This window comes from Clostridium sp. LIBA-8841 (genome assembly GCF_057782475.1).
Window position 1 is genome coordinate 2,404,398 of record NZ_CM173488.1, and the last position, 16,840, is coordinate 2,421,237.

The 16,840-nt window shown below is 27.2% G+C and carries 16 protein-coding genes; 1 reads left to right on the forward strand and 15 read right to left on the reverse strand.

Annotated features, from left to right (window positions below):
* Positions 1-30: 30 nt before the first annotated feature.
* The 11 genes from cobA to AC2A4K_RS10455 all read right to left on the reverse strand — a co-directional run bounded on the left by cobA (position 31) and on the right by AC2A4K_RS10455 (position 10,274).
* Positions 31-1,509 (reverse strand): uroporphyrinogen-III C-methyltransferase, encoded by a 1,479-nt coding sequence (gene cobA / locus AC2A4K_RS10405; RefSeq protein ID WP_322502422.1) that lies wholly within the window; start codon positions 1,507-1,509, stop codon positions 31-33.
* A gap of 8 nt (positions 1,510-1,517) precedes the next feature.
* Positions 1,518-2,393 (reverse strand): hydroxymethylbilane synthase, encoded by an 876-nt coding sequence (hemC, locus tag AC2A4K_RS10410; RefSeq protein ID WP_322502423.1) that lies wholly within the window; start codon positions 2,391-2,393, stop codon positions 1,518-1,520.
* 107 nt (positions 2,394-2,500) lie between these two features.
* A complete protein-coding gene (locus AC2A4K_RS10415) occupies positions 2,501-3,157 on the reverse strand; it encodes an NAD(P)-dependent oxidoreductase (RefSeq protein WP_322502424.1) in 657 nt (218 codons plus the stop codon).
* Positions 3,121-4,323, reverse strand: a complete 1,203-nt coding sequence (gene hemA, locus AC2A4K_RS10420) for a glutamyl-tRNA reductase (protein WP_322502425.1) — start codon at positions 4,321-4,323, stop codon at positions 3,121-3,123. Before hemA ends, AC2A4K_RS10415 begins: the two co-directional genes overlap by 37 nt.
* Before the next feature lie 192 nt (positions 4,324-4,515).
* Positions 4,516-5,496, reverse strand: coding sequence for a sulfite reductase subunit C (asrC, locus tag AC2A4K_RS10425; RefSeq protein WP_322502426.1), 981 nt, complete (start codon positions 5,494-5,496; stop codon positions 4,516-4,518).
* 11 nt (positions 5,497-5,507) lie between these two features.
* Positions 5,508-6,299 carry an anaerobic sulfite reductase subunit AsrB gene (asrB, locus tag AC2A4K_RS10430; RefSeq protein WP_322502427.1) on the reverse strand — a complete coding sequence of 264 codons (792 nt, stop codon included), beginning with the start codon at positions 6,297-6,299 and terminating at the stop codon, positions 5,508-5,510.
* Positions 6,292-7,308 carry an anaerobic sulfite reductase subunit AsrA gene (gene asrA, locus AC2A4K_RS10435; protein ID WP_322502428.1) on the reverse strand — a complete coding sequence of 339 codons (1,017 nt, stop codon included), beginning with the start codon at positions 7,306-7,308 and terminating at the stop codon, positions 6,292-6,294. The genes asrB and asrA overlap by 8 nt, the downstream gene beginning before the upstream one ends.
* 243 nt (positions 7,309-7,551) lie before the next feature.
* Complete coding sequence (locus AC2A4K_RS10440; protein WP_322502429.1) at positions 7,552-8,244, reverse strand: Crp/Fnr family transcriptional regulator; 693 nt, start codon at positions 8,242-8,244, stop codon at positions 7,552-7,554.
* Between the two features lie 148 nt (positions 8,245-8,392).
* Positions 8,393-9,205, reverse strand: coding sequence for a formate/nitrite transporter family protein (locus AC2A4K_RS10445; protein WP_322502430.1), 813 nt, complete (start codon positions 9,203-9,205; stop codon positions 8,393-8,395).
* 189 nt (positions 9,206-9,394) lie between these two features.
* Positions 9,395-10,015, reverse strand: coding sequence for a DUF2238 domain-containing protein (locus tag AC2A4K_RS10450; protein ID WP_322502431.1), 621 nt, complete (start codon positions 10,013-10,015; stop codon positions 9,395-9,397).
* Positions 9,993-10,274: a GIY-YIG nuclease family protein gene (locus AC2A4K_RS10455; protein WP_322502432.1), complete on the reverse strand. Its 282-nt coding sequence runs from the start codon at positions 10,272-10,274 to the stop codon at positions 9,993-9,995. Before AC2A4K_RS10455 ends, AC2A4K_RS10450 begins: the two co-directional genes overlap by 23 nt.
* A 265-nt stretch (positions 10,275-10,539) precedes the next feature.
* On the opposite strand from AC2A4K_RS10455, the gene AC2A4K_RS10460 reads away from it, so the two are divergent.
* The gene (locus tag AC2A4K_RS10460; protein WP_322502433.1) at positions 10,540-12,600 is read left to right on the forward strand and encodes a helix-turn-helix domain-containing protein; all 2,061 of its coding nucleotides are present in this window, start codon (positions 10,540-10,542) and stop codon (positions 12,598-12,600) included.
* Positions 12,601-13,084: 484 nt separating this feature from the next.
* Here AC2A4K_RS10460 and AC2A4K_RS10465 read toward each other — a convergent pair whose 3' ends face one another.
* From AC2A4K_RS10465 to AC2A4K_RS10480, 4 genes are all read right to left on the reverse strand, one after another.
* A complete protein-coding gene (locus AC2A4K_RS10465; protein ID WP_322502434.1) occupies positions 13,085-14,350 on the reverse strand; it encodes a helix-turn-helix domain-containing protein in 1,266 nt (421 codons plus the stop codon).
* A 16-nt stretch (positions 14,351-14,366) separates the two neighbouring features.
* Positions 14,367-15,668, reverse strand: a complete 1,302-nt coding sequence (locus AC2A4K_RS10470; protein WP_322502435.1) for a helix-turn-helix domain-containing protein — start codon at positions 15,666-15,668, stop codon at positions 14,367-14,369.
* A gap of 296 nt (positions 15,669-15,964) precedes the next feature.
* Complete coding sequence (locus tag AC2A4K_RS10475; protein ID WP_322502436.1) at positions 15,965-16,126, reverse strand: YtxH domain-containing protein; 162 nt, start codon at positions 16,124-16,126, stop codon at positions 15,965-15,967.
* A gap of 79 nt (positions 16,127-16,205) precedes the next feature.
* On the reverse strand, positions 16,206-16,838 hold the full coding sequence (locus AC2A4K_RS10480; RefSeq protein WP_322502437.1) for a ribonuclease H family protein: 633 nt from the start codon (positions 16,836-16,838) through the stop codon (positions 16,206-16,208).
* Positions 16,839-16,840: the final 2 nt, after the last annotated feature.

Genomic DNA, 16,840 nt, shown 5'->3' on the forward strand with positions numbered 1-16,840 from the left:
TTTACTTATAAATTTAATTTTACCATAAATTTATTTTTTAACCTCGTTCCATATACCCTCAATTTCACTTAAAAATCCTTCTCCACAATGTGTTTTGCACATTTTTCCTTCAATTCCACTTTCATTTAAAGCTTTTAATGTTATAGGTCCTATGGCTATACTAACCTTTTCCTTAAGAGCATCAAGTCCTATTAGATTTATCATGTTTTTAACTGTTGAAGGACTTGTATATAAAACCATATCTACCTCTTTAAAAGCTCTAGGATTCTTAACTCCTCCACATACAGTATCATAAATATTAACTCTATGGCATACAGCACCTAAATCAGTTAAGTTCTCAAATAAATATTCTCTACTTAGAGAAGAACATGGAATTAATATTTCTTCTCCCTCTTTAATATTATCTTTTAAAGCCTCAAATAATCCTTCTGCTGTAAATGATTTTGCAATTATAGTTGGTATAATTCCTCTTTCTATTAAAGCCTTTTTAGTAGCTTTTCCTAATACAGCAAACTCAGCTATTATTCTTCTTATATCAATTTCATTTTTTATTATATAATCGAAAAATATATTAACAGAATTTACTGAAGTAAATACTATACGATCATATTTTTCTAACTCTTTTAAGTAGTCCTTTAAGTTTTCAGATGTCTCTTTTATTTCTATAGAGTTTATTTCTGTTACCTCAGCACCTAATTCTTTTAATTTCCATTTAAGTTCTTTTGATTGCTCTTTAGATCTTGTAATGCAAATATTAGCACCAAATAAAGGTAACTTTTCAAACCATGAAAGTTTCTCATTTAATGAAACAACTTCACCGACAACTATTATGCAAGGAGATTCTAATTTAGCTTCTCTAACCTTTGAACATATATTCTCTAAAGTTCCAATAACCTTTCTTTGCTTTGATGTTGTTCCTCTCATTATTACTCCACAAGGAGTCTTTATGTCTTTATCATTTTCTAAAAGCTTCTCTACTATTGTTTCTAAATTTGAAAGTCCCATCATGAACACTAATGTTCCATTTTCTTTTGCTAGTGCTTCCCAATTTACATTTAAAGTTCTTGCTGACATACCTGTGACAATATGAAAGCTTTGAGCTAATCCTCTATGTGTTATTGGTATTCCACCATAGTTTAAAACAGAAATAGGTGAAGTCACTCCTGGAATAACTTCAAAAGGTATATTCTCTTCTACTAAAGCTAGTACTTCTTCTCCACCTCTTCCAAAAACATATGGATCTCCACCTTTTACTCTTCCAACAATATGACCTTTTTTAGCAAGTTCAACTATGCTTTCATTTATCTCTTCTTGTGTTTTATAATGACATCCTGGCTCTTTTCCACAATAATAAATTTCACAATCATCATTTAAATAGTTAAGTATGTTATTCCCAACTAACCTATCATATAAAACAGCTGTACATTTTTCTAATGCATTTATCGCCTTAAGTGTTAATAATTCTTCATCTCCAGGACCTGCTCCTATTATATATGCTTTTTTATTCATGATTTCTTCTAAGCCTCCCCTAGTATTTTCTCTGCAAGTTTTTTTCCTAATAATATATTATCTTCTTTCTTTCCTAATATATCTTTTTTAACTATTTTATTGTTAACCGCGAATGTACCTATCATATATAAGTCATTACCTTTAACCTCTGAATAAGCTCCTATAAGACTATGGCATCCACCATTTAAAACCTTCATAAAACTTCTTTCAGCTTCAACAGTAGTCCTAACCTCTTTGCTATCTAATGCTTTGAAATAGTCATTAAAATCTCCATCCTTTAAACACTCTATTCCTAAAGCTCCTTGTCCTATAGCTGGTAAAAATACCTTTGGATCAAAGTAATCACTTATTACATCTTCCATACCAAGTCTTTTTAATCCTGCCGCTGCTAAAATTATTCCATCTAAATTTTCTTCAGTTATTTTTTTTATTCTGGTTTGAACATTTCCTCTAATTGGAACAATCTCTAAATCGCTTCTAAATAATTTTAATTGCTCTGCACGTCTTATACTACTAGTTCCGATTCTAGCACCCTTTCTTAAATTAGATAAGGTTGAACCATTTAAAGATACAAAGGCATCTCTTATATCTTCTCTCTCAGGCATTGCAACAAGTTCAAATTCACTAGTAAGTTCAAAAGGAACATCTTTCATGCTATGAACTGCACCATGAGCTTCTTTATTTAAAAGAGCTAATTCTATTTCTTTTACAAATAGCCCTTTTCCACCAATTTTATTTAATGAGACATCTAATCTTCTGTCTCCTTCTGTCATAACTAAAAGCTTCTTACTATCTATATTTTCTTTTTCTTTTAAAAGTTCCATAACTTTTTCAGTTTGCACTTGTGCTAACTTACTTTTTCTAGTTGCTATTATTAATTCCATTAATCCAAACCTCACATTGATTATTTTTATAATAAATTTGATACTCTCTTTTCTTTTGCTAAAATTACTTTTATAAAAGGTTATTTTTTATTAAGATTATATTTGTCTTAATCCTCAGTTAATGAATAAGCTATTTTCTCTCCGAAAACATTTGATAGATATTCATACTCTCTTTCTTCTAAAAAAGCTTTTTTAAATTCATTACTTGAAATAACCTTAATTATTTCACTTTTTAATTCTTCTTTTTTAGCTTTTTCTCTAATTTTAGCTACTTTAATTGAGTACATATCATTTTCCTTAATAATACTTGATACCTCTTCACCTATAGCTCTAGTTATTCTAGGTGATCCTAACTTACTACTTATACTAAAGCCTAAATTTTCATAACATCTACTATATGGAATAGATACCATACCATCTTTATAATTAGTTGCATTTAAATATAATTTATATTCCTCATCACAATCCTTACATATTTCATATGCTAAGGAATCTTCATCTATAGCTATTATTATAAGATGAGCATCTTTTATAAACTCTTTATAATAAGTTCCTTCTTCAAGCTTTAAGTTTTCATTGTTAATATCTAAAATTTCCTTTGAAAACTTCTTTGATAAAATATGTACATAACAACCTTTTTCTAATAGTCCTTTAACCTTTATGAAAGCTGCTTTTCCTCCACCTATTACCTTAACGTGGAATTTACTACTTATAATATTTATTGGCACTAAGTTAAAAATATCTTCTCTATTATTTCTACACAAGAACTATCACTTCCCTTTAAAGCTTCACTTTTTAAAAGTTCTATAGCCCTATTAACATAAGCATCAGCTGTGCTTTTTATCATTTTTTCTGCTAATTTAGAATTTTCTCCATTTCCTTTATTAGAAAAAGTTTTTATTCTCTCTTTGCAAATTTCATTTTCTCTTATTTTTATATTTCTTATTCTGCTTGATATTTCTCTTATTTTAAGCCAGTTTAAAAATTCTTCTATGCTTTCTTCAACTATATGCTTATACTCTTCCATTCTATCTTTTCTTATTTGCTTATTTTTATCATCAATCTTACTTATCTCATCTATATCTTTAAGAATTATTCTTTCTTTTTCTGATAATTCTTTATCAACATCTCTTGGAACAGCTAAATCATATATGTATATTCTCTCGCCTTCTTCTTTTATGTCTCCATTTCTAACTACTGTATGAGGTGCTGCTGTGCAGGAAACTATACAATCAACCTCATTTATAACTTCATTTTTCTCATTAAAATCTAAAATTTCTACAATTTCATCTTCTAAATCACTAGCCTTACTCTTATCCCTTACTATTAAATAAATGCACTCTGCCTTGTGGCATAAAAGGTGCTTAATTGCAAGTTTTCCAATCTCACCGTAGCCTAATACCATAAATTTTTTGCACCCTTTTAATAAAGCGCTATTTATTGATATTGATACTGATGAAACTGGCACCTCAAACATTTTGCACTCAGTTTTAAACTTTTTACCACAAGCAATAGCTATTTCAAACATTTTTTGTAATTCGCCTGAAATACTATTATCCTCAAGTGCCTTCTTATAAGCATCTTTAATTTGCCCTAAAATTTGATCTTCCCCTAAAATTCTTGAGTGGAATCCACAAATAACCTCCATAAGATGGGTTACTGCTCTCTTTTCCTTTGATAAAAACATATAATTTTTCAAATCATCATTCCAGTTAAAAGCACCAAAAATCTTATTAAAAATTTCATCATCTGAAATACTTTCAGTGCAATTAAAGTAAATTTCTGTCCTATTACAAGTATTTACTATTACAACTTCTTTAAATGAATCTAATAATTCTTCTATATATTTCTTATGTTTTTTAGGATATAAGGCTAATTTTTCTCTTATTTCTATATCTACATTCCTTTTAACCCCTATAACTCCTATCATGAACTGCCTCCTAATTTAATGTCTCATCTGTTAAAAATTTATTAAAATACTATATAATTTATAATATCATAAAAATTATATATGCCCAATGAAATAATTGTATTAGTAATATCAAAAATATATATTTATTATAATCAGTAACTTATATACTAGTATATAAGGAAAAGCACTCTATAAATAGAGTGCTTTTTATTAAAATCCGTTTGTATAATGTATTCCGCTCCAATAAACATTATTTTTCATTAATGCTTTTTCAGATAAAGTTACTCCTTCTAAAGCCCATTTTTTAAATTCCATAAATCCAGTTCTGTCTATTATGTATCCAATGTGCTCTTTTCCACCTGGAGCATTTCTATCGATATATTCAGTAACATATTTATAAGTATTTAAAATAATTTTAACAATACTATCCTCATCTACCCAAAGTATAAAATCTTCTGCTAATCTTGGGTTTTTCTTTCCTGTTCTACCCATTATAGCTAATCTGTAGTATTTTTCTTTACTTCTTGTCCATGCATTTGTTGGGCAATTCATAACACATTCTCCACAACCAATACATTTACTTGCATCTCTAACAACTTTAAAGTTTTCAAAACTTAAAGCACCTGTAGCTTTCTTTTTACAAGCTCTAACACAAGCTCCACAAGTTACACATCTGCTTTTTTCATATTGTGGCTCTGTCATTCCTATTATTCCAAAGTCATGCATTCTTGCTTTAATACAATCATTAGGACATCCTGTTAAGGCAACTTTAAAATGTAAGTCATTTGGGAAAATTGCTTTTTCTATTCTTTTTGCAAAATTTGTTGTATTGTAATTAGCAAATGGACAAACATTATTTCCTATACATGCTGAAACATTTCTTGTTCCTGCTGCATTGTATCCATCTCCTGGATTTTCTTGGTTTATTTCTAAAGCTTCTATAATAGGTTGAAGTTTTTTGTTTACTTCCGGTATATCTCTCATATCTATTCCAGGTATTTCAAAACCTTGTCTAGTTGTAATATGAACTGTACCATCTCCATAAGTGTCAGCTATTTCTTGAATACCAAGTAATAATTTAGCATCTAAATGCCCACCTGGAACTCTTATTCTTGATGCTGTATATCCTCTTCTTTTAGTTACTCTAAAAGCGTTCTTTTTAAGTTTTTTAGTATTTATATCTAAAGACATAGTCCTTCCTCCTAATCTATTAAAAGTTTACCCTTAGTATAGTTGAATACTGGTCCATCTAAGCATATATATGTATCATCGATTTTACAGTGTCCGCATTTACCTAATCCACAACACATTTTTCTTTCTTGAGATATCCAGATATTTTCTTCTTTAATTCCTCTTTTTAAGAATTCTAAAACTGTAAACTTCATCATCATTGGAGGCCCAACAACTATAACTTGAACATTATCCATATCTTTTATTTCTAATTCAGGAATGTACTTAGTTACAAGTCCTGTATTTCCTTCATAACCTTCTTCTGCTGAGTCAACAGTTATGATCATGTTCATATTCTTTTCCCATTCTTTCATATCATCCTTGAAAAGAATATCCTTTGGTCCTTTAAATCCACTTATAAGAGTAAAACTTTCTGCATCTTGTGGATTTTGTGAGAAATAATCTACTATTCCTTTAACTGGTGAAAGACCAGTTCCTCCAGCAACAACTACAACTTCTTTTCCTTTATAGTTTTCAACGTCAAAGCCATTACCATAAGGTCCTCTTAAGAAAAGTTTATCTCCTTCGTATTTTTCAAATATTTCATTTGTTACTACTCCAACTCTTCTTATTGTAAGTTCTACATAGTCTTCTCCTATACCACTTACTGATATTGGAGCCTCTCCAAACTTTGGAAGAGAAACTTCAAAGAATTGTCCTGGTTTAACATCGCCTTTGAATTCCATTCTAAAAGTATATTCTATGTCAGTATGTTTTTTTACGTTTAATATTTTTGATATAAAAGGAGTATATTCATTATGCATTATCTTTCACCTCTTCTACAGCATCTTTAAGTTTATTTACACATTCTGAAAAAGATATGTATTCTGGACAGATATCATCACATCTACCACATCCAACACACATATGGTATCCCCATCTCTTCTTGTAGTCATATACTTTGTGCATAACTTTAAATCTCATTCTTTGACCTTTATCTTTTCTAAAGCTATGTCCACCAGCCATATCTGTGTATCCATCTACTTGACATGAAGCCCAAACTCTTCTTCTTTCACCTGCATTTTCATTATCTTTGTAAAATATATCTTGCATTGTGAAACAAGTACATGTTGGACATACAAAGTTACATCTTCCGCAAGCTATACATCTTTCCGAATACTCATTCCATACAGTTGATTTTATTATGTTTAAATCAATTCCTTCTGGAACTTCAACCTTAGTTTCATTTTCTTCTACAAACTTCGGTGAAACTTCTTCTTTATTACTTTCTACTGCTTCAAAGATTTTTGCTAATTCTTCATCTTTTATATCTAATAAAACTTCATCATTATCTATTCCTATATATGCTGAATATTCATCTGTTTTATTAGTTCCCATGCTTACACAGAAACAATTTTCAAAACTGTTTTCACATCCCATAACTATAAATTTAGCTTTTTCTCTTAACTTTTTATAGTAAGGATCTTCAAAACCATTTCTTAAGTATATATCATCAATTCTTCTTAATGAATGCATATCACAGCTTCTTAAGAAAATTAATATATTCTTTTCTTCTACACTTGCTTCACTAAATTTATCTTCAGTAAAGAAGAATAATGTTTGAGTTATTGGAAGTAAAACTTCTTTATATGAAAAATCTGACTTCTTTGAAAACTCAATATCATTTATAGAATTTATTTCTCCGTATCTTGTTATGTCAGTATCAGAAAATCTTCCCTTGCCTTCCATAACTTTAGGAGCGTATATCTTATATTCTTTTTTTAAACAGTCTATTATCTTATCAAAATTGTCTTTTGTAAGCCTTAAACCCATAATAAAACACCTCTTAAACTTAACTTTATTTTGAAATTAAATAAATTCTAATCTATTATTTAAAATAAAAGAATTTCTTTTTCCGTTAATTAATTTTTAATAATTAAGAATTTAACAAAGTATATTATAAGAATAAAGCATTAAAGATGATGTGATTTTTGTTACACTGTAAAAATTCTTAAATTGATAAAAAATAAAAAGTTATAAATAAATATTTATAACTTTTAACCATATAGACCCTTCTTATAATAAAGATTTAAAATATGCTGCAATTCTATCTCTATCAGGTACTATTATCTTTTTATTGTTTTTTATTATTAAATTCTCATCTTTTAAGGTTTTAATAGCTCTAGAAACACTTTCTCTTGGTGAACCAAACATATCTGCTAAATATGTTATGCTTATATCTAAATCAATAAGTGTTCCTTCATCAACCTTTTTCCCATAATCTTTACTAAGCTTCCAAAGCTTTGCTGCTACTCTTTTTTCAAGCTTTATAGGAGTTACATTCTTCATTTGTCTATAGAGTCTTCTTATTTTTTTACTCATTTCATTTAAAACAATTTTTGTTAATTCAAAATCTTCACTCATTATTTTTAGCAACTTATTTTTTTCTATACTTAATATAATTGAATTTTCAAAGGCTTCTCCATTTATTGATGAAGATAGATTATCAACTATTACTTCATTTAAGAAACTTTCTTCTCCAAGGATATATATTATTCTTTTTTGACCATACTCATTCATTTTATAAAGAGTAACTTTTCCCTTTAATACAATAAAAATATCTTGAACTTTATCCTTATCTCTAAAAATATGCTCTCCCTTTTTCTTTTTTAATACTTTCGAATTTTGAGCTATATATTTTAATGTATCATCATTAAGTCTCGAAAAAAAACTTATACTCTTTAACTCATCAATACTTATTAATTTCATAATCTCTCCTACTTTAATTCACAAAATATTAGTATCTTCACACAATATAATCTAATTTAACATAAAATCTCACGAAATAATAGAACTTAAATGATTATATTTTAAATATTTAGCCTTTAAAATATGAAAGATACCTATTTAATTGAGCTTAGTTCACAAAGATGTTCTTTTTCTTAATTGTTTTGTTATTAATTATTTTGTTTTTGTCAGATATATAATGATATGCCATAGCCAAAATAGTTCCACCTATTATATTACCTATTGTGACAAAAAATAAATTATATAAATAACCAGATATTGTTATGGTTGTTCCCTTTGTCAAAACAACCCCTATTGCTAGTAAACTCATATTAGCAACACTATGTTCAAATCCAACTGTTACAAAGGCAAAAATGCATAAAAACATCATTATAAGCTTGCCAGTCTCTGTTTTTAACCTATAAGTACACCATACAGCTAAACATACTAACATATTACAAAGTATTCCCCTTATAATTAACTGTTCCACTGGCATACTTGTTTTAATTCCAGCTGTTTTAATTATAAATTCGCTTACACTCCCAGTAGCTAAACCTGCTCCTGCGAACCCTAAGGCTGCCACTATTGATCCTAAGAAATTTCCTAAGTAAGCCATTCCCCATATTTTCCCGCATTCTTTAAAGCTTATTTTTTTATTTAGGATTCCTATGGTCATTATGAAATTATTTCCTGTAAAAAGCTCTGCTCCTGCAAAAACTACTAAACTTAAAGACACTCCAAAAGATGCACCCATTGCCATTTTTGTGCTTGGAGAATTCACACTATCTAATATCCCACCTATGGTAAATGCTAGCATTATACCAAAACCTACATAAAGTCCAGCCATCATAGCAGATACTAAATAACGTCCCTTACTATTATTTAGCAAATCTATTTTTCCCCTACCAGCATTATTAACTATACTTAATTCCTCACTAAACATGTTAAAGCCTCCCCACTAAAAAGTCTTTATTTAAAATTCTAAAATAAAATAATCTTAATAGCCATAATCAAAGTAATAAAATAACCATTTTTTACTTTTTATCTATAATTAATTAATAATAAATCAATATTTATATTAATCTTATAAAAGAAAAAAAGACTTTACTAAATTAATAGTAAAGTCTTTAATTTATTTTCTTTTATTATTATTTCTCATAAAGTCAGTTAAATCTTGGAATAACTTATTAGGTTTACCCTTTAAAAATCTATTTAAAAATGGTGATAAAACAATAGGGAATATACTTCCTGTTATTATATCTTTCATAGTATCAAACAAACTTATTTGAGCTGTTAATCCAAAAGTTTGATCTGTGAAGAACTCCCACATTTCCCATACAGCTGTAGAAGCTATTCCAAATAAAAGAGCAAATACAACTATTACTAATGGGTTTACATTGTCTGTTTTATAGTTATTAAGGTATAAAAATAACAAATATCCAAGTATAAATGTTAATATTCCAGATAATATATGTAAAAATGTATCCCAATGTGGTATAGCATAGAAGTTATTTACTTTAGCTAAAAACATTGAAATAAAGATAAATCCTACAATTATAAAATTTAAAAATGAAGATAATTTTATTTTAGCAATTTTACATATAGCTCTAGGTAAAGCTAAAGTAATAGCTGTTAAAACTGTTGAATATAATAAGATCATATCTTTATTTATTATTCCATATATTAAATATGCTACAAGTAAGATATAAAATATAATTTCAAAATAAATATCATAAGTCAATTTCTTTTTCATAAGTATCCTCCTCAATATCCTTACTATTTATAAGATTCAATTTTTGTTTTTTTGTTAACCTCTTTATATAATACTCTCTACTTTGAGCCTCTCTTTTATCTTCAAAAACCTCAAAATACATAAGCTTCACAGGCCCTCTTCCTCTAGTATATTTTGCTCCACAACCATTATTATGTGCATTAATTCTTTTTTTTAGATTGTTAGTCCATCCTGTATATAAAGAATCATCTTTGCATTTTAATATATAAACATAATTCAAAGTAATCACCACTTTTTATATTAAATCATACCTATGCTTTTATCAACTGAAAACATAACATTATTTAACAAAATTTTATTTTTATTTTTTATTGAGATATAATAGTACTATAAATAATTTTATCTAAAATTTACTAAGTAATTTCTAATTTTTTCAATAATAATTAAAAAATTATTTAGAATCATATAAATAAGACTAGATTTTTAGAACTTAACATTTTTTCTAATCTCTTAGTCTCAACTTATTATATAAAGGAGTTTTTTAAGTGAGAAAAGAATATGTGAACTACCCTTCAGACATCCCAGTAACAATATCTTATGCAAACATAAAAAACTATCCCTTGCATTGGCATGATGCAATCGAAATACTGTATGTACTTAAAGGTAGTATCCAAGTAGATATAGATACTGACAGTTATGAAATACTAGAAGATGAAATTGAAATAGTAAATACAGAACAAACTCACAGGATTTACTCTAATGAAGATAATAGAGTTTTAATATTTAAAATAGATCCTCACTTTTTTGAAAAATACTATAGTGATATAGAAAATATGTTCTTTTATACAAACACCTCTGATGAAGGTGCTCAAAGTGATGAATCCTATGATAAACTTAGAGTGTTTTTATCAATTATTTTATGTGAAGAAGCTCAAAAAGTAGATGATTATGATAAATATATCGAAAAGTCTTTAGTGGAACTTTTATTTCATCTTTTAAATAATTTTCATTATCTTTTATATGATAATGATGAAATACATGAAAATAACATGTTATTAGAAAGATATCATAGAATTTCTAAGTATATATACAATAATTATAATAAAAATATAACTTTAAAAGACATTGCTAATACAGAATTTCTTAGTACCCATTATCTTTCCCATGAAATTAAATATGCAACTGGCTTGAGTTTTACAGACTTATTAAATTTAACAAGAATTGAAGAATCAGTAAAACTTCTTTTAGATAGTGATAAATCACTTTCTGAAATCTCTTATGAAATAGGATTTTCACACACTCGTTATTTTAATAAACATTTTAAAGCTTATTATAATTGTACCCCTTTACAATTTAGAAAAAAACATAAAATAAGTGAAGAGGAATATAATAAGCAAAAAGAAGTAACTTATTATCCTTTAGAAGAAAGTCTTGATGAACTTTCTTACTATTTAGATGATTATCCTAGATTCAACTATGAAGATAAAATTCATAAACTTACTTTTAATATGAACACTGAAGGCACTGAATTTAATAAATACTTTAAGGAAGTTCTTAATGTTGGAGATGCCTTTGACTTACTTTTAGAAGATAACCAAGATATTGTTGAAGATCTGCAAGAACAAATCGGATACAACTATATAAGACTTCTTCATGTATTTTCATCAGATATGGGGATATTCCCTGGATCAAAATTTTTCAACTGGACTAGAACCTTCGATATTTTTGAGTATATATCTTCTTTAGATTTAATACCTTTGATTGTTTTAGATCATACTGGATATTCTAAAGAAAACTTCTTAGATATTATAAATTCATTCATAGACTTTTTCAGCGAGGTAGAAAGTTTTGAATTAACAGATTTAAAATTCCAATTAACCTCCACCTTTGATGAAGAATTAAAGAAATCCTTAATAGAACTTTTTGATTCTAAAGATTTGACTTTAGTAGATACTTTATATACACCTAATAATAAAATAGATTTAATATATGATACAGCCTATATGCTTCCATTTATAATCCATAACACTGTTAATTCTGGAAGCAAATTAAACTTTATAAAGGCCTTTGATGCCTTGGATAGACAAATCGATATTACAAATGAAGTTTTTTTCGGTTATCCAGCTATGGTTAATGATAAAGGAATAAAAAAGCCTGCTTATTATGCTTATTATTTCCTAAGTAAACTTGGAGATACCCTTCTTTATAAAGGTGATGGCTATATACTAACTCAATCTGAAGATGAGTATCAACTTCTTATATACACATATAATGACGAAATTGATTCTCTAATAGACTTTAAAGACTTTACAAAACTAAGAGGAGTTAAAGATTTAGTAGATAAGAAGATTTCTTTAAACTTACTTGATTTAGATAGTGATGTCAGAATAACCAAATACACAATAGGTGAAAATTTTGGTTCCTCTTTCAACTATTGGCTATCAATGGGAAAACCTAAAAGATTAAGAAAAGAAGAGAAGGACATATTATTTAAAGCTTCTTATCCTAAAATCGAATTTGAATATTCTAAAAAAAATACAATTTTAAATATTCAGACAACTCTTCAAGGATATTGTGCTGAATTATTTATACTAAAAAAAGTTTAATTTTGTATAATAAACATGTAAAAAGAGTACTTTTTTGCCTTTTTCAAATATTTTCCTGAAAAACTTTCCTTACATTTGTACATCTTTTAAGACATACATGCAAATTATTTTATTAAGGAATTAGGTATATAATATAACTATAGAAAAGAGAAGATATGAAAGAAGGTATTTTTATGGCAAGGCTAAAAAAATTTTTTAGACCTATTAATTTAAACTGTTTTAATTGCAAATTAAGTTTTTTACAACAAACAATGGACTTATTTTATAGAGGTTAAATATATATGAAAAAGAATCTAGAATTTAAATTTCTAGGTTCTTTTTTGTTATTCGAATAAAATTTTAGACTCTATTTTACGTAAATGTTGATTTTTAGATAGAACTGTAAGTTAAGTCTGAAGAGCTAGCTAAAAATCAACACTAGTTTAAAACAGCGCCTTTAAATAAAATTAAGGAGAGAGCCATAAGCTCCCTCCTTAATTTTATATTAATATAATTTATCAACTTCTTTTATAGCAAAGCTTAAATATTTTAAAGCTTCATTGGTATCATCTAAGTAATGGTAAAGATCAGCCATTTCTAAATATCTCGCTCTCTTTTCTTCATATGTACCAAACTTAAGTAAAAGATCTGTTGCTAAATTCATATACATTTCCCATTGCATATCATTTTTCTCATTTCTACTTAATTGGGCTTTAAAATAATAACTTCTCTCTATAAAAAACATATTGTTCTTATTTATCGCTAACTCTAAGGATAATTCACAATATTCTTTTACACTTTCTATGCATCCATTTACATTATAAACATTTATTATAAATAATAGAAGTTCTATATATCCTATTTTATCTTCTTTATCAACCTTATTTATAGACTCTTCAGTAAACTTTTGTGCTTCTTCATAATTACCATTCTTTAAGAAAGCATCTATAATAAGACTATTTATTCTTTTCCAATTATAAGCTTTACAATCAACCTTATTTTTATATTGATTATAATTTTTTTCAAACTCATCAATATTTTCATTTAGTAAAGCTATAGTGGCTAAGACACCTTGCGCCTCACCTAAGTATTTATTATTTATATCAATACCTTCAATTGAGAAAATATCTCTCAATATTTCATTGCTTTTGTCTATCTGTCCTACTCTATAATTACATATAGCTAAAGCCGTAGCATTTTTTATATAAATTTCATCCTTCTTTTCTATTCCATCTTTTAATAAAAAATCTAAAAGCATATTATAATATGTTATTGCATCTGCAAAGTTTTTTCTCACAGTAAAATATAAAGCTAAATCTTCATAATATACTCTTTTATTACTTTTATTACTTTCATATATGCTTGAATATTCATTTAATAATTCTTTTGCTTTTCTGAAATCCCTAAGGTTTGTATAATTCATAAATAAAATATGCATAAGTTTTGCTGAGATTTCATCATATTCCTTGCTTAAAGAATACTCTAAATACTCCTTAATTTCATCTGATTCGTTCTCTGTTAAAATTTTCTTCCCAACATATTTTTCAATTGAGTTGTTTAATTGAGTTATATCATCACATAAAAGATATTCTAAATCTAAATTTAATCTTTTAGCAACTAGTTCTAAGACCCATCTATCTGCTTTTACTTTTCCATTTTCTATACAGCTCATTCTAGATATAGATATATCCTCTTCACAAAGTTGCTTTAATGTTAACCCTTTATATATTCTAGCTCTTTTTATTTTCTCACCAGTAGATAAAAAATCCATCACTCTCACCTATACCTTAACTTTTAATTACACCTAAATTTTTCAAGTTATTTATACCTTTATCTAAATACTTAGCTGCTTCATAATCTCTCTTAAGCTCTAGATAAAACTTACCTAATCTTATGGATATGTTAGCTTCTTTCTTTTTCATATCATTTCTTTTGGCAATTTCAAGTGTATCTAATAAAATATTTTCTGCCTCTTTTATATTGTTTTGTAAGACTTCTATTCTAAAAGTCAGAATCTTATATTCTATTAACCTATTAACATCACTTATATTTAACTTATTCTTTATTTCATTAAGAATCTCTATGCACTTAGTCATATTCTTTGTTTTAATATGGTTTTCACATAAATTAAATAAAGTATCTAAAAGTTTAGAGTCAGTGTTTTCTTCTCTTATTTTCATTGCTCTATTATAATGTTCAAAAGATTCTTCTATATTGTCAAACTCAAAGAATAGTTTTCCTAAAGAATCTTCTATAGAACTTATCTTATCTAATTGTTCTAATTCCTTATAAACGTTAAGACTTTGTTTTGAATATGCTATAGCACTTTCTAAGTCTCCAACTTTAGCATGCTCTTCTGCTAATAACTCTAAGCTCTTAGCATAGGCCTTTTTATTGTAAACTTTTTCAAATTCGCTTTTTGCTAGAAATGCAAAATTTATTGCCTTAGGTAAGTTCTCAATAAAGAAATAAGTTTTTGAAATTAAGTAATATATTTCACCTAAAAGCAAATCTTCAGTTAATTTATTAGTTACATATATCTTTTCAGCCTCTCTTAAGTATGAATTAGCTGAATAGTATGCCTTTGAATGCAAGCTTATTTTTGCTATATTTAAATATGTCTTCACCATATCTATATTACTATTTATTTGTAAAAACAGCATATTTGCAGATAAAAAATACTGCTGTGCTAAAACGTATTCTTCGTTTTTTAAATACATCTCAGCCTTTAAGGCTAAGTTCTTTGCCTTTCTATATACTAAATCATATTTATCAGCATAATAGATTGCATATTCTATAAATTTCTCACCCTTTTTTATATCATCATTTAAAATAGCACCCTCTGCTATTTGTTCATAATATAAACATATTTTTTCTGCCTGTGTTTTTTCTGTTTCCATTAAATATTCAACAGAAGTGTTTAGTGTAATTGCAATATACTCTAAAAGATCCATTGAAGGATTTGACCTTCCTGACTCTACCAAACTTATCTGTCCTGGTGTTATTCTTTCCCCTGCTAATTCCTTAAGAGTCATATTTAATTCTTTTCTTCTTCTTTTAATTTTTTCTCCCAATGATAATATTTCCATAGCTTAAATCATCCTCTTACTGTTATTTTTTTAACATCCATAACTAATTAAATTATAACACAAATTTAGGTTTTTATGTCAATTATTCAGTATTTTTGTAAAAATCTATATACCTTTGTATATTTTTTAACATTTTTAATAGCCTATTTAAATATTTACAATTTCTATTCCTAATTTCTAAATATATATACATATTCTTTAAAATTATTATATATTATAATTAAAAATTTCTCTACATAATAAAAAAATTTCTATAAATATACAAAAAAAGCAGCTATTAAGCTGCTTTTTTTGTATTATTTCATCCATTCCATAGATTCTCCGGCTACATTCATCATTCTTCTTGAAGCTTTTTTAATAGCTCTTTGAGTTCTTCTGTCTAAGTTTGGAGTTACCATCATACCAACTGCTGCTCCAATAGCACCTACGGCTAAAGTAGTCATCAATCTATTTGCCATAACAATCACCTCTTTATAATAATGACTTCATGTTTAGTTTGGCTAAATCAAAGTTTTTTATTAGAGGTAATTCATAGCACTAAATACTTTCTAATGCTTTTTTAGCAAGTATATCTGCCATATCATTGAATTTATTTCCACTATGTCCTTTTATTTTTTTAAATTTAATATTTATAACTTTAAATTTTTCTTGCATAAATTCATGATAATTTTGAGTTATTCTATTGTTTCTTTTCCAAGTACCTAAAGCCCAGCTCTCTATTCCTTGGTAATCATAACAAAGTATTATTTCTTTATATCCATTTTTTACGGCATACTCTGTTGCTTTCATAGCACCTTCAACTTCACCTGATACATTTCTTAAAGCTATCGCTTCTTTATCATGTCCAACACCATTATCCTTAAATAAAACCTCATTGTTTTTTACAACTAAAAATCCATAAGAGTAATTTTCCTTATGAACCATGAAACTACCATCTACATAGATATAAATGGAATCATCATTAACTTTCTCTTCATTTCCCTTAACTTCTAAAGAAATCCCACTATTTGTGTGAAGAGAAATAAAATTTTCTGCCTCTTCTATTGAAGTGAAACTTTTATATTTAGCTCCCTTACATCCTATAACCTCTTTTTGACATTCAGGCCATGTTTCAACAATCTTAGGAACTCCTGATTTTCCTTTTGCTATAGCATAATATTTTTTAGCCATTA